Below are 13,088 nucleotides of genomic sequence, written 5' to 3' on the forward strand. Positions count from 1 at the left end.
CTAAATGCCCTATATACCTCATGATGCGGAGGAGACGGCGGCCATGCTCGCGGCCGTCGGCCTAAGCAGTCTGGATGCGCTATTTGATGAAATTCCCTCCAGTCTGCAAGTGCATGACATGGCATTACCCGAAGGGCTGTCCGAGCGGGTACTGCGTCGGGAGCTGGAAGGCCGGGCACTGAGTAATTCCCCTTTGCTGTGTTTTGCCGGTGGTGGTGCCTATGCCCACCACATTCCCGCTATCGTTTGGGAAATTGCCGCCCGGGGAGAATTTTATTCTGCTTACACCCCCTATCAGCCCGAAGCCAGTCAGGGTACTTTGCAGGTACTGTATGAGTATCAGAGCTTCATCACGCGTCTGACAGGGCTGGAAGTTAGTAATGCCTCACTCTACGATGGCGCCTCGGGGCTGGCGGAAGCCTGTCTGATGGCCTTGCGCATTCAGGGCAGCGAAAAAAGCATTCTCGTCCCCGAAAATCTCCTGCCCAGCTGGCGGAAGGTACTGGATACGGTATTGGGTATGCAGCAGATTCGTCTCATACCGGTGCCTTATGATGCCCGAACCGGCTTGTTACAGTTGCCCACAGAAGCCGGCGACGCAGCGGCCATGATTATCCCTCAGATCAATGCCTTCGGCCTGCTGGAAGCGGTAGACAGTCTCACCGACTGGGCCCATGCCCATGGCTTGTTGAGCATTGCGGTAGTGAACCCCCTGGCCTTGGCCATGCTCAAGGCTCCCGGTGACTGGGGCGAACAGGGCGCCGATATCGCCGTGGGGGAGGGCCAGCCTATGGGGATCCCCCTGACCGGCGGTGGCCCCTATTTTGGTTTTCTCGCCTGTCGCAAGGCCTATGTTCGGCAACTGCCCGGAAGACTGGTAGCCAAAACGGTTGATGCCCGGGGCCGGGAAGCTTACTGCCTGACCCTGCAGGCCCGGGAACAGCATATCCGGCGCGGCAAGGCGACCAGTAATATCTGCACCAATCAGGGCTTGATGGTGACTGCTGCCACCATTCACATGGCGACCCTCGGCAGTCATGGCCTCCAGGAAACCGCCCAAATCTGTCATACCCGCGCTCAGCAATTGCGGGAATGGCTGAAAGAGCTGCCGGGAGTCAGCTTTCCCCATGCTGGTCCATTTTTCCATGAATGGGTGCTGCGTCTGCCCGTTTCTGCGGTCAAAGTGCGCGATGCCTTGCTGGGGCACGGCCTGCTGGCCGGCATTCCCCTGCAGGAGTGGCATATGGGAGAAGCCGGAGACCTGCTGGTCTGTACGACGGAACTGCTGGAAGAATCCGACCTGCTGACCTATCGCGACGCCCTGCACAGCGTTTTGGAGGCCCAATGAACTATCCCCAGGAAAACAGCAGGCAAAATGCCGTGACGGATAGTATTTTCGATCATGATCATGCTTTACCAGCGCCGGAAAGTCCCGGAGATATTCCCGCTGAATTGCTGCGCAAGACCCCGTTAAATCTCCCCAATGCCTCTGAACTGGATGTATTGCGGCATTATACGCGCTTGTCACAAAAGAATTTTTCCATTGATACCCAGTTTTATCCACTGGGATCCTGCACCATGAAATATAACCCGCGCATTGCCCATGCCATGGCATCCTTGCCGGGTTTTGCCCGACTGCATCCGGATACCCCGGCGCCGGCCATGCAAGGCCTGCTGCAGGTGCTCTGGGAGCTCCAGGAATGGCTGGCTGCGGCGACGGGCATGGCTGCCGTCAGCCTGACCCCGGCAGCGGGGGCACAGGGCGAGCTGGCCGGGGTAGCGATGATCCGCGCCTATCATCACGCCCGGGGAGATACGGCCCGCAACAAAATGCTGATCCCCACGGCGGCCCACGGTACCAATCCGGCCAGCGCGCAAATGGCCGGATTTGAGGTCATCGAAATTCCCAATCTGCCCGATGGCGATCTGGATATGGAAGCTTTGGATGCCCATCTGGGTCCGGATGTGGCTGGCATCATGCTCACCAATCCCTCGACCCTGGGAGTTTTTGAAAGACGTATCGCGGAAATCGCCCGGCACGTTCATGCGGCCGGGGGGCTGCTCTACTATGATGGAGCCAATCTCAATGCCATCCTCGGGCGCGTTCAGCCCGGGCAAATGGGTTTTGATGTGATGCACCTGAATTTGCATAAGACCTTTGCAACACCCCATGGCGGTGGCGGACCCGGTGCCGGTGCCGTGGCCGTTCAGGAGCGTCTCAAGCCCTTTTTACCTCTGCCCACCGTCACCAAAGCAGAGAGTGGCGCCCTGCGCTGGATGACGGCAGAAGATGCACCCCAGAGTATCGGTCAACTCAGCGCCCACGGCGGTAATATCGGTGTGTTGTTGCGCGCCCATGCCTATATCCGCCGTCTGGGTCGGATGGGTGTCGGTCGGGTTTCGGCTTACGCCGCGCTCAATGCCAATTATCTGCTCAAGGAATTGCAGAAACTGGGTTACCAGGTCGCTTTTCCGGAACGCCGGGCCAGTCATGAATTCATTCTTTCGGTCAGTGATCTGCAGCAGGCCAGTGGGATTCGCGCCCTGGATGTGGCTAAACGCCTGCTCGATTTCGGTATTCATGCGCCGACCATTTACTTTCCGCAACTGGTGCCCGAGTGCCTTTTGATTGAGCCGACGGAAACCGAAAGCAAGGCGACCCTGGATCGTTTTGTGGCGGTCATGGCGCAAATTCGTGAAGAGGCCCTGGCGCATCCGGAACTATTGCGGGAAGCTCCACACCATCTGCCCGTAGGCCGACTGGATGAAGCCCTGGCCGCGCGCAAGCTGGACGTGGCGGCCGCTCTTTCATGATGTCAGGTGCGCCGGAAACCCATGCCGCATCTTTAACCCCGGACGTTCCGGCGCAGTCTGATCCCCGTCCCGAGCAGTTACTGGTAGCCCTGGCGGAAGTCCTGCTCGGCAAGGAAAGAGCTATCCGTCTGGCCCTGACCGGTTTTCTCGCGGGCGGCCATATCCTCGTGGAAGATGTTCCCGGAGTGGGTAAAACTACCTTGGCCCTGGGCTTGGCCCGTTTGTTGGGACTGGATTTTGCCCGTGTGCAGATGACTGCCGACCTCCTGCCGGGAGATATTCTTGGCAGCAGTGTTTTTGATCCGCGTAGTCAACGCTTTGTATTTCATCCCGGTCCGGTGTTTCACGGAGTGGTCCTCATGGATGAAATCAACCGGGCCTCGCCCCGCAGTCAGTCAGCTCTGCTGGAAGCCATGGCCGAAGGTCAGGTTTCTGCAGATGGGCAGAGCATGCCCCTGCCGGATCCTTTTTTTGTGATTGCCACCCAGAATCCCCAGGAACATGCCGGGGTTTTTCCGCTGCCCGAAAGCCAGCTGGACCGTTTTATCCTGCGTTTTTCCCTCGGCTATCCCGGTCGCGAAGCAGAACGCCTGCTGATCCAGGGTAAAAACCAGCATCCTGCCGATTTGTCTGCCCTGGCGCATCAGGACTTGTTGCAAAAATGGCGGCAGCAGGTCACGGCGGTATTTCTGGGCACGGAAATGGAAGACATGCTTCTGCAGATAGTGCAGCGGTCCCGAATGGATGCCCGTATCCGTATGGGCTTATCCCCTCGCGCTTTGCTGGCCCTGAAATCTGCCGCCCAGGCCTGGGCGTTTCTGGCGGGCCGGGATTTTGTCATCCCTGATGATTTGTGTGCGGTGGCGGTTCCGGTACTGGCGCATCGCCTGCTGTCCACAGCCAGTTTGTCCGGCGAAAATCTGACGCTGCTGCTGGGTCAGGAGGCCTGGGGCCTGGATATTCATCCCTGAGCCGTGCGGATGTTCTGCCAGCAGGAGCATCCATCATGAAACGTCAAAAACGTGAGGTGAGACTTTCCCGTCCCGGCAAGGTCTTTGTCGGGTTAACCCTGGCGCTGGGCTTTGCCGCCGTCAATACGGGTAATAATGTGCTTTTTCTGCTGGTATCCATGATGTTGTCTCTGATGGTGCTATCGGGTTTTGTGGCCCTGGCCAATATCTGGCGGGTAGAAGTTCGCCTGCAGCCGGGTCAGATTTTGAGTGCGGAAGAAACTGGTGATCTGTTGCTGCGAATCCATAATAACAAGCCCTGGCCCTTATGGTTAATGGAGCTGCAACTCGGCGCATCCCGCCAGGCCGTGACGCGCATCGCCGCGCGCCAGGAAGCCGTGCTTACCCTGCGCTGGTGTCCACCCCGACGCGGGCAACCCCCTCTGCCGGCATTAAAGATGGGTTCGGCGTTCCCCTTTTCTTTCGTCTGGAGAGGGCAGCAGATTCCTGTGAGCGTGGCCGATATGCCCTGGGTTGCTCCGGCTGTGGGATTGGCGGTGCCTGCTCTCCGTGATCCGGGCGAGCAGCATGAGGCTACGGACAAAGCGGGCGGGCAGGGTGATTTCCTCTGGATTCGTGACTGGCGTCCCGGAGAAAGCTTGCATCAGATTGTCTGGCGACGGGTGGATTGGTCGCAAAATTTTTCAGGGAACATGACCTTTCCCGGTCGGGAGCAGGAAAAATCCGGACAAGCAGCGTTGTTGCTGGATTGGGAGGCCCCGCAATGGCAGGATTATGGAAGGGAACAACGCTTGCAGATTTTTCGGGCAGCACTGGAAAAGGCCTGGTCCCAGGGCTGGTTCTGGCAGTTGCAAATGCCCACGGGTACTTTGAATGGGCAGGGGCGGGTGCATTCCGATCAGGCTTTGCTGTTGCTCGCACAACTGCCGCCCTTTCCACCGGAATCTGATTCTGACATGGAAGCCGCAGCCCTGAGTATTACCCAGAAGTTCCGGCAATGGGGCCAGCGCTTCGCCGGGTTACCCCGGAAGGTGCTTTGATGGCCCGAAGCAGCTCCCACATTCCCGTACACATGATCGGACCATTACTGGCAGCGATGATGGGCGCGCTGGTTGTGCTGGCATTGGGCAGGGAAGTGGCATTCTGGGCGTTGGGACTCTGGCTGCTGGCCACCCTGCTGGGCTTGTACGGAGCCTGGCGGCGGCAGCCTGTGTGGTTTACGGCACCCTTGCGCTTGTCCGGGGGGCTGCTGTTTCTGCTGCTGGCTTTTGTCCTTTCAGGCTGGGGTAACTGGCTGGCCATTGCCAGCCAGTCGGTATTAATTCTGCTGGCCGTCAAAGCCCTGGAAATGCGCTCCCAGCGGGATTTTTATCAGGTGGCTGCCCTGGTACTGCTGGGTATGGGGCTGGCTGCCTGGTTGCGGGTTGATCTCCTGCTCGGCATTTATCTGCTGGTGACTTTATATCTGGCGCTGCTGGGTTTGCTCTGGCAGCCCCTGGCAGATGCCGCCCGGGAACGGGGGAGTAATGTCCTGCAGGGACGTGATTTTCGCTATATGCTGTTTTTCAGCGTACTGTTCATGTGCCTGCTGCTGCCCATGACGGGTGTGTTTTTTCTGCTCCTGCCACGCACTCCGACCCCACTCTGGGCCTGGGGGCCACCCCAAGCTTCCGCGCGCTCAGGATTCAGCGCCGACTTGTCGCCTGATCAGATCACCCGTCTGGCTCTGGACCCGGCCGTTGCGTTTCGCGCCCAGATCCAGCCGCAGCCCCGCAATCCGCAACAGCTCTACTGGGTGGGCGCCATTTTGTGGCGGGACCAAGGCAACACCTGGGTACCGGGCCCGCCCTCTCCACAAAGCTCTCCAGCCGCGCCACAAAAATCAGTACCTGGAATCCCGCGGAATGCCGCACTCACCCATCAGGAAATTGTCCTCAGTCCCGCTGACAGCCGCTATCTATTTGCCTTGTCTTACCCCCGACGCTGGCAAATTCCCGAGACATTTCAGGTACAGTTGGATGGCGTCCTGCAACTGCAAAAAGCGCCGTCCCTGCCGTTGCGCTACGCAGTCTGGTCGGGGAGTCCGCCCTCTTTGTTCCTGAGTCAGGCAGAACGCCATGCCGCCCTGCAGGTGCCGGAGAACACCTCGCCTGCGGTTCGGGTGCTGGCCAAAAGTCTGGCCGGGGATTCCCCCGCGCAAACCGTCAGCCGCCTGACGCGCTGGTTTCATGGCCCGTCCTTTCACTACAGCCTGAAAGCACCGGCGGCCTATCCCCACGGCCAGAGCATGGCGGATTTTCTCCTGCATTCCCATACCGGATTTTGCGAATATTATGCTGGCGGACTGGCACTCCTGCTGCGCCTGGACGGGGTACCGGCGCGGGTAGTGACCGGTTATCACGGCGGAGAATACAATCCCGTCGGTAATTACTGGTTGATTCGTCAACGTATGGCCCATGCCTGGGTGCAGGCCTGGTTACCGGGAGCGGGTTGGGTGCGTCTGGATGCCACCCCGGCAAGCCTTGGCCCTGAGGGACAAAATGCCGGGAATAATGGCGCCATGACCCAGGATCAGGTGCCCGTCTCGCAGCGCTTCTGGGATTGGTTGCAGTGGGAATGGGTGAATACGGTCATTGATCTGACACCCGCCAAACAAAGGGCTCTGTGGACGGCGGCAGGCTTGCAGTTCCTGCATTTCTTCCAGCATGGGGCAGCGGCACAAAAACCGCTACAGGGGCCGCTTCACCACACCCGTTTCCAGTTCGCCCAACCGGCCTGGAAAGTGCTACTGGGTATATCGGCCTTGCTGCTGTTGCTGCTTGGTATCCGCTTGCGGCAGCGGCGCGGGGACAACAGCAGTGATCCGGCGCTTTATTGGCGGGAACGGGCCATTCAGGCACTGCGGCAACTGGGTCTGAAAGATTCCCGACCCGGGCAGGAAAAGGCTTTTTGTGCGGCATTGGCCGGTCCGCCCGAGATCCGTCAGCAGCTCCTGCAGCAGTATCAGATCCAGCGTTATGGTTCCCATCCCGATGCCCGGGGTGATGCGCTATTGCGCGAACTGATGGGACAATTGCGCAATGAGCAATAGCACATGCTCCATGCCGGGCCTTTTTCGGTCAGCCCTGAAGGCGTTTTCCCCGCTCCAGACGGATGACCTGATCGGCAAGGCGGGTGGTGCGGGGGCGATGGGCGACGATCAGGATGGTTTTCAGACCATGTAATTCCGCTAGGGTTTCGGCAATGCGTTCTTCGCTTTCGCTGTCGAGATTGCTGGTGGCCTCGTCAAGGACCAGCACCGGGCGATCCAGATACAGGGCCCGGGCAATGGCGAGGCGCTGGCGTTGCCCGCCTGAAAAGTTTGCACCATTGCCCTGGATCATGCTGTCCAGCCCACCACTGCGCGCCAGAAAGTCCCAGGCATGGGCTTGTCGCGCCGCTATTTCGGCGCGCTGGCGATCCGGCTGGCTTTCGCCATAGGCAATATTGCTGAGGACGCTTCCCGTAAACAACACCGGTTCCTGGGCCACAAAACTGAAATAGCGGCGATAATCGCCATCGGGTATCCGCGATTTATCGGTACCGGCGACGCTGATGCTGCCTGCACTGGCCGGGAGCAAACCCAGAATGACCCGCACCAGGCTGGTTTTTCCGCTGCCGCTGGGACCAACGATGGCCGTGGTGCTCAGGGGCGGGATGGAGATATCCAATCCCTGGAGAATTTGCTCCACACCCAGTTGCAGGCGCAGACCATGACATTGCCAGGTTCCCCAGGGCTGGGGGCTGGGTGAAGTATCGCTATGTTCTGCAGGTTGATCCAGCCAGGCAAACAAACGATCAGCTGCCGAAAGTCCCTGCTGTAATTGATTGTTTGCGGAGGACAGCTGTCGTAAGGGTTCATAAATTAAGCCCAGTGCTGTAAAAAAACTGAAAAAAGCGCCGGTACTCATGTTACCACTGACTACCTGGCTACCACCGAGGTAAATAATGGCGGCGATACCCAGTGCCGCGATCATTTCCATGACCGGCACGGTGGCTTTCTGAATCCGGGCAATTTGCATCATCAAGTTAAAGTAATGCTGGGCCTGGCGGGCAAAGCGGTTCGCTTCGAAGGGTTCCCCGCCCTGGCTTTTGATGACTTCCACGCCGCGCAGACTCTGGGAGAACTGATCCATGATTTCCCCCATTTGCTCCTGTTGTGTATTCCCTCTGTGGCGGAGTTTCTGACCAAAACGAATCAGAGGATAAAAAGCAATGGGCAGGGTGATGAGGCTGATCAGCGCCAGTTGCCAGCTCATGTAAAACACCACGAAAAGCAGGCCAAATATCTGAAAACTGGATAAAAAAAAGCGTGCCATCACCGACAGTCCCTGTTGCAGCAAGGTCAGGTCCAGGCTCATGCGTGACAGGGTACTGCCATGACTATGATCAATCAGTACTTGCAGGGGCAGGCGCAGGGTATGAGCAAAGAGTTTTTCGCGTAAACCGCGCAGGACTTCTTCCTCCACTCTGGCGAGGTTGATGGCCTGGAGGTAATCGGCAGAACCTTTGACCGCATAAATGAGAATGACGCCCAAGGGTAACCAAACCAGCATGTTAGCCTGATGGTCGATGAATATTTTATCCAGAACGGGCTTGATGATGTAAGCCATGGCCGCCATGGCCGCAGCGGAAATCACCATGAACAACATCGCTACGGCAATGCGCCCCCGATAGGGACGCACCAGAGCCAGGAGGCGCTGAAAACTCCGGGAGCTTAGCGCGGCGGGGGCGCCAGGGGTGCTCACTCTTCGAGCAGGCCGCGTTTATCCTTGACTTCCAGCCAGGCGTCCGCGTCTTCCGGCGCGGCTTTTTTCTGGATGATGGCTGGCCAGACCTTGGCCAGACGGGCATTGATTTCCTCGAATGCTTCCTGTCCCTCAGGCATGTCATCGTCCCGGAAAATGGCCCCGGCAGGACATTCTGGCTCGCAAAGGGTGCAGTCAATGCATTCGTCGGGGTCAATCACCAGAAAATTGGGACCTTCGCGAAAACAGTCCACCGGACAGACATCCACACAGTCCGTATATTTGCATTTGATACATGATTCAGTCACCACGTAGGTCATGGGGGCCGGCTCCTTGGCTTTTTCTCTATTCGGTTGAAGGGTGGCCGGGCTGTCCCGGCAATCTGGGCGCCTATTCTAGCCCAAGGCCGCACGCCTGCCCACTATTTCGGTGCGATGGTCAATGACGACTGATGAACGATGCAATGACCAGCGAGCGCACTGGCCAAACAGGCCCGAATAGCAAGGCTTCAGAGAATTCGCTATAGTTCAAATCTGGACTTTATCCCAGCAACGGACAAGGAGGAAATTCCCATGGCAGTATTGGTAGGTAAAAACGCCCCTGACTTTGTGGCTCCGGCAGTCATGCCGGACAACAGCATCAATGAGAAATTCCAGTTTTCCCAGCATATCAAAGGCAAGTATGCGGTACTTTTCTTTTACCCCCTGGACTTCACCTTTGTGTGTCCTTCGGAAATCCTGGCCTTCAATCATCGCTTGCAAGAATTCAAAAGTCGCAACACCGAAGTGATCGCCTGCAGCGTCGATTCTCATTTCACCCATCTGGCCTGGAAGAATACCCCCGAAGAAAAAGGCGGTATCGGCCAGATCCAGTTGCCCATGGTCGCCGACTTATCCAAAAGTATTGCCCGCAATTATGACGTGCTGCTCAATGATGAGGTGGCGCTGCGTGGCTCCTTCCTGATCGACCGTCAGGGTGTGGTTCGCCATGAGGTCGTCAATGACCTTCCCCTGGGCCGCAATATTGATGAAATGATTCGCATGGTTGATGCCTTGCAGTTTTCCGAAGAGCATGGCGAAGTCTGTCCGGCTCAGTGGGAAAAAGGTAAAGCCGGGATGACCCCCACCGGCGCTGGTGTGGCAGATTTTCTGGCCAAGCACGGCAAAGATCTGTAACGCCTTTACACTGCGTTGAAAAAGGCCCGGAGCACCCTGCTACCGGGCCTTTTGCGTGAATCTGGATCAATGCAAGCTATGTCCTGCCTTGCTAGCTGCTTCGGCCATCACCGTTTTGACCTCATCGGGGAAATCGCCTCGACTGACCTGCTGCATGCCTTCCTGAAAAAACGTGTTGGCGTCGACGGGGAGATGGTGGGTAAGGGCGGCAAAAGCTTTGCGCATTTCGCCAGTGTCCTGGGCGCGGGTGGCCGTAATCCCCCAGTTCAGCAACAAGATGCGCCAGGGACGTTGGGGGTCGGCGCTGTCCAGGTCTGCAGCATAGTCCGCTGAGGCGGCGCTCACTACTTCACCCATCAAATGCGCCAGTGGTTTTAGCGCATCCGGCTCGTTGTTACTATTTGCCAGTACCGCAAGACCATTGACCACCGGTTCGAGGGTGTGCAAAGCGCCGTGCTGGGAGCAGAGCCAGGCTGCAATGCTGACGGTGATCATTTCCAGGGCGATTTTGGCCTGTTTTTCACCTAGACGATCTGCCCAGGTGGCCAGATCCATGAGCAAGCCAATGGTCAGATCAGCAATGCGTTCGGGCTCATCTTCGGGCAGGCTGGGATCCCATTCAGCCACATCATTCTTTAACACGGTAAACAACTGCCGCAAGGCATCCACAATCATAGGCGGCGTGATTTGTTCGCCTGTGGCGATGCCACTGCTGGCAAAAGCAGCCAGAACGGACTGGGTATATTGTTCAAAGCGCTTTTGCGCTTCGGCGATGTCAAGTATCAGCGCCACGGTTATCTCCTGATATGCCCAAAGAAGTACTGCGTGATATGCTAGCATGGAATCGTCAGGATGCAGCAGCAAAGGGTATCCGCCAAGCTCAGGAATGAATTTTATGCAAGCGAAAATGTTTTCCCCCATTGACTTACACATGCACTCCCTCGCCTCTGATGGCACCATGACCCCCCATGATCTGGTCCAGCGGGTCCATGATTCGGGGGTGCAGGTCATGGCCCTGACGGATCATGACAATACGGCCGGTCTCGCGGAAGCGGGCGAAAAGGCCGCCGAACTGGGCGTACAGTTGATACCCGGAGTTGAAGTATCCAGTGAATGGGAAACCCAGGGCATTCATATTGTTGGCCTTTTTGTGGATCCAGAGAATGCCGTTTTGCAAGAGGGGTTGGCAAAAATCATGGCATTCCGTGACTGGCGCGCCACCGAAATCAGCCGTCTGCTGGAAGTTGCCGGTGTTTCCGGGGCCGAAGCGGGTGCCCGCGCTATGGCGGGAAGCCGTATGGTCGGGCGCAGTCATTTTGGTCGCTGGCTGGTTCGTGCGGGCCATTGCGCGGATGCCAGTGAGGCTTTTGGCAAATATCTTGGGAGGGGCTGTCCGGCCTATGTGCCCAGTGACTGGATTCCCATGACCGAAGCTGTGCACTGGATTAACAGCGCCGGCGGTTCTGCCATCCTCGCCCACCCCGGACGTTACAAGCTCAGTGCCAGCCGCTTGCGTACCTTGTTGACGTCTTTCCGTGAGGCGGGTGGTGTGGGCCTGGAAGTCTGTTCCGGCAGTCAGGCCGCCGGTGATCGGGAGCACCTTGGACGTTTGGCCAGGGAGCTGGGTTTATTAGGCTCGGTTGGCTCCGATTTTCACGGCCCAGATATAGGCCATGCAGCTATCGGTCAATTGCTGCCTTTACCTGATGGGGTCGAGCCGGTCTGGGCCCGGGCTGGTATCCAGCTTCACTGATCACCTGATATCAGGTAATTGCCCCGAGGGAAACCGGTGCCCAAAGAACAGGAAAATTCACGCTATGGCCTATGGGGCTTGGGTTTGCTACTGCTTATTTACGCGGGAGCAGCCTACACTCTGAGTCCATTTACCGGCCCTTTGCTGATGGGGGCGGTGCTGACTACCGTCGGTTGGCCCTGGCAACTGCGCCTGGAAAAAGCTTTTCACCTGCCGCGTTGGTTGGGTTCATTGATCCATGCCATCGCCTGGATAGCCATTATCATCATTCCGGCAGTGATTATTGTCGATACCATTCTGCCCAAGGTGGCCCTGCTGATTGCCCGCTGGCAGTCGGGAAACTCTTTGCTGATGGTGCCTCCCGAGGTGATGCAGATCCCTTATATTGGGCATTGGTTACGCTACCATTTGAGTACCCTGAATGGCGCGTATATGTCCTCCTTCATCAGTAGCCATGCCAGCATCATTACCGACTCACTGAGCCAGCTCTGGATTTTTACCCTGCATACTTTTTTTGCGGCCCTCACGGTATTTGCTTTAGCGCTGCATGGCGAGCGCATTACCGAGGCTCTGCGTCTGGGCACCACGCAACTCTGGGGGCGGGATCGGGGAGATCGCTTTTTGACCGCCTGTCGGGATGCCGCCCGCTCAGTATTGATTGGCCTGATTGGTGTGGGTGTCATCGAAGGCATGTTTATAGGTATTGCCTATGCTCTGGCTGGCCTGGCTCTTTGGCCACTCTGGCTGGTGGCTACGGCCCTTATTTCGCCCCTACCTTTTGGTGCGACGGCGGTGGTGGGAGCGGCCACCATCTGGCTGGCCTTCACCGGGCATTGGATAGCCGGCCTGGCGGTATTGGGCTGGGGCTTTTTTGTGATCATCGTGGCCGATCTGGTGGTCCGTCCGCTACTCACCGGATCACAAACCCAAGCGCCGTTTTTTCTAGTGTTTTTCAGTATCCTCGGAGGTGCGGAAGCTTTTGGCTTGATCGGACTGATTATCGGCCCTATTCTGGTTCTGCTGGCGCGGGGCGTCTGGCGGGCCTGGGAACGCCGTATTCGTTTACAGGAATGATTTTTGAGATTATGTCCTGGTACATATCAGGAACGTAAGTCGCTTTTAATGATCTAATGACCAGGTTTTTTCGTGAAGCAGGAGCGTATCATGGACTACACAATGTTGGATCAGCAGTACAACCAATTACAGCAACAGACCCAGAATAATCTGCAGGCTCTGCAACAGGTGGCCGGGCGGGTGAACAGCCTGGCTCCGGATAACATGACCGCCCGTGAAATCAATATGGAGTTGCGCGGTCTGGCCATGAATCTACAGCAACAGCAGCAGAATATCGGGATGATGATGCAGCAGATGGCCCAACGCATTCAGCAACTGGAAATGCAGATGCAGGGCATGAACCAGCAGGGTATGAACCCTAACATGCAGCAGCGTCCCTGGAATGCTCCCATGCAGGGCCAGCCAGGTATGGGCAGTGGTTTTTTGGGTAATGTGATGACAGGGCTGGGTCTCGGTGCCGGATTTGCAGTCGCCGATAACATTGTCGATGATATTTTCGACAGTTTCTAGGTAA

At 57.4% G+C, this 13,088-nt stretch carries 12 protein-coding genes; 9 read left to right on the plus strand and 3 right to left on the minus strand.

Features of this window, described 5'->3' with window-relative positions; all coding sequences use genetic code 11:
- Nucleotides 1–4: 4 nt before the first annotated feature.
- The 5 genes from gcvPA to B1757_RS11875 are packed head-to-tail and all read left to right on the plus strand — an operon-like array spanning nucleotide 5 to nucleotide 6,876.
- Nucleotides 5–1,348, plus strand: coding sequence for an aminomethyl-transferring glycine dehydrogenase subunit GcvPA (gene gcvPA / locus B1757_RS11855; protein WP_101538502.1), 1,344 nt, complete (start codon nucleotides 5–7; stop codon nucleotides 1,346–1,348).
- Entirely contained in the window at nucleotides 1,345–2,814 is a 1,470-nt protein-coding gene (gcvPB, locus tag B1757_RS11860; RefSeq protein WP_253253838.1) for an aminomethyl-transferring glycine dehydrogenase subunit GcvPB, read from the plus strand. Before gcvPA ends, gcvPB begins: the two co-directional genes overlap by 4 nt.
- Nucleotides 2,811–3,785, plus strand: a complete 975-nt coding sequence (locus B1757_RS11865) for an AAA family ATPase (RefSeq protein ID WP_253253839.1) — start codon at nucleotides 2,811–2,813, stop codon at nucleotides 3,783–3,785. Before gcvPB ends, B1757_RS11865 begins: the two co-directional genes overlap by 4 nt.
- Nucleotides 3,786–3,820: 35 nt before the next feature.
- Nucleotides 3,821–4,825, plus strand: coding sequence for a hypothetical protein (locus B1757_RS11870; protein WP_216360877.1), 1,005 nt, complete (start codon nucleotides 3,821–3,823; stop codon nucleotides 4,823–4,825).
- Nucleotides 4,825–6,876: a transglutaminase TgpA family protein gene (locus B1757_RS11875; protein WP_101538503.1), complete on the plus strand. Its 2,052-nt coding sequence runs from the start codon at nucleotides 4,825–4,827 to the stop codon at nucleotides 6,874–6,876. Before B1757_RS11870 ends, B1757_RS11875 begins: the two co-directional genes overlap by 1 nt.
- 28 nt (nucleotides 6,877–6,904) lie before the next feature.
- Here B1757_RS11875 and B1757_RS11880 read toward each other — a convergent pair whose 3' ends face one another.
- On the minus strand, nucleotides 6,905–8,572 hold the full coding sequence (locus B1757_RS11880; RefSeq protein WP_101538504.1) for an ABC transporter ATP-binding protein: 1,668 nt from the start codon (nucleotides 8,570–8,572) through the stop codon (nucleotides 6,905–6,907).
- Complete coding sequence (fdxA, locus tag B1757_RS11885; protein ID WP_101538505.1) at nucleotides 8,569–8,892, minus strand: ferredoxin FdxA; 324 nt, start codon at nucleotides 8,890–8,892, stop codon at nucleotides 8,569–8,571. The genes B1757_RS11880 and fdxA overlap by 4 nt, the downstream gene beginning before the upstream one ends.
- A 252-nt stretch (nucleotides 8,893–9,144) precedes the next feature.
- On the opposite strand from fdxA, the gene B1757_RS11890 reads away from it, so the two are divergent.
- The gene (locus B1757_RS11890; RefSeq protein WP_101538506.1) at nucleotides 9,145–9,747 is read left to right on the plus strand and encodes a peroxiredoxin; all 603 of its coding nucleotides are present in this window, start codon (nucleotides 9,145–9,147) and stop codon (nucleotides 9,745–9,747) included.
- 66 nt (nucleotides 9,748–9,813) lie between these two features.
- Here B1757_RS11890 and B1757_RS11895 read toward each other — a convergent pair whose 3' ends face one another.
- Nucleotides 9,814–10,539: a hypothetical protein gene (locus B1757_RS11895; protein WP_101538507.1), complete on the minus strand. Its 726-nt coding sequence runs from the start codon at nucleotides 10,537–10,539 to the stop codon at nucleotides 9,814–9,816.
- A gap of 103 nt (nucleotides 10,540–10,642) precedes the next feature.
- Here B1757_RS11895 and B1757_RS11900 point away from each other — a divergent pair, with 103 nt between their 5' ends.
- The 3 genes from B1757_RS11900 (at nucleotide 10,643) to B1757_RS11910 (ending at nucleotide 13,084) form a co-directional block, all read left to right on the plus strand.
- The gene (locus B1757_RS11900) at nucleotides 10,643–11,500 is read left to right on the plus strand and encodes a PHP domain-containing protein (RefSeq protein WP_253253840.1); all 858 of its coding nucleotides are present in this window, start codon (nucleotides 10,643–10,645) and stop codon (nucleotides 11,498–11,500) included.
- 36 nt (nucleotides 11,501–11,536) lie between these two features.
- Nucleotides 11,537–12,574 (plus strand): AI-2E family transporter, encoded by a 1,038-nt coding sequence (locus B1757_RS11905; RefSeq protein WP_101538509.1) that lies wholly within the window; start codon nucleotides 11,537–11,539, stop codon nucleotides 12,572–12,574.
- A gap of 90 nt (nucleotides 12,575–12,664) precedes the next feature.
- Nucleotides 12,665–13,084, plus strand: coding sequence for a hypothetical protein (locus B1757_RS11910; protein ID WP_172437698.1), 420 nt, complete (start codon nucleotides 12,665–12,667; stop codon nucleotides 13,082–13,084).
- Nucleotides 13,085–13,088: the final 4 nt, after the last annotated feature.

Source organism: Acidithiobacillus marinus, assembly GCF_002847505.1.
In the GTDB taxonomy this organism is placed as follows: Bacteria; Pseudomonadota; Gammaproteobacteria; order Acidithiobacillales; family Acidithiobacillaceae; genus Acidithiobacillus; species Acidithiobacillus marinus.

What these genes read in the sequence shown, in the direction of transcription:
- gcvPA (WP_101538502.1), top strand. Translation starts at nt 5, where the DNA reads ATGCCCTATATACCTCATGATGCGGAGGAGACGGCGGCCATGCTCGCG.
- gcvPB (WP_253253838.1), top strand. Translation starts at nt 1,345, where the DNA reads ATGAACTATCCCCAGGAAAACAGCAGGCAAAATGCCGTGACGGATAGT.
- B1757_RS11865 (WP_253253839.1), top strand. Translation starts at nt 2,811, where the DNA reads ATGATGTCAGGTGCGCCGGAAACCCATGCCGCATCTTTAACCCCGGAC.
- B1757_RS11870 (WP_216360877.1), top strand. Translation starts at nt 3,821, where the DNA reads ATGAAACGTCAAAAACGTGAGGTGAGACTTTCCCGTCCCGGCAAGGTC.
- B1757_RS11875 (WP_101538503.1), top strand. Translation starts at nt 4,825, where the DNA reads ATGGCCCGAAGCAGCTCCCACATTCCCGTACACATGATCGGACCATTA.
- fdxA (WP_101538505.1), bottom strand. Translation starts at nt 8,892, where the DNA reads ATGACCTACGTGGTGACTGAATCATGTATCAAATGCAAATATACGGAC.
- B1757_RS11890 (WP_101538506.1), top strand. Translation starts at nt 9,145, where the DNA reads ATGGCAGTATTGGTAGGTAAAAACGCCCCTGACTTTGTGGCTCCGGCA.
- B1757_RS11900 (WP_253253840.1), top strand. Translation starts at nt 10,643, where the DNA reads ATGCAAGCGAAAATGTTTTCCCCCATTGACTTACACATGCACTCCCTC.
- B1757_RS11910 (WP_172437698.1), top strand. Translation starts at nt 12,665, where the DNA reads ATGGACTACACAATGTTGGATCAGCAGTACAACCAATTACAGCAACAG.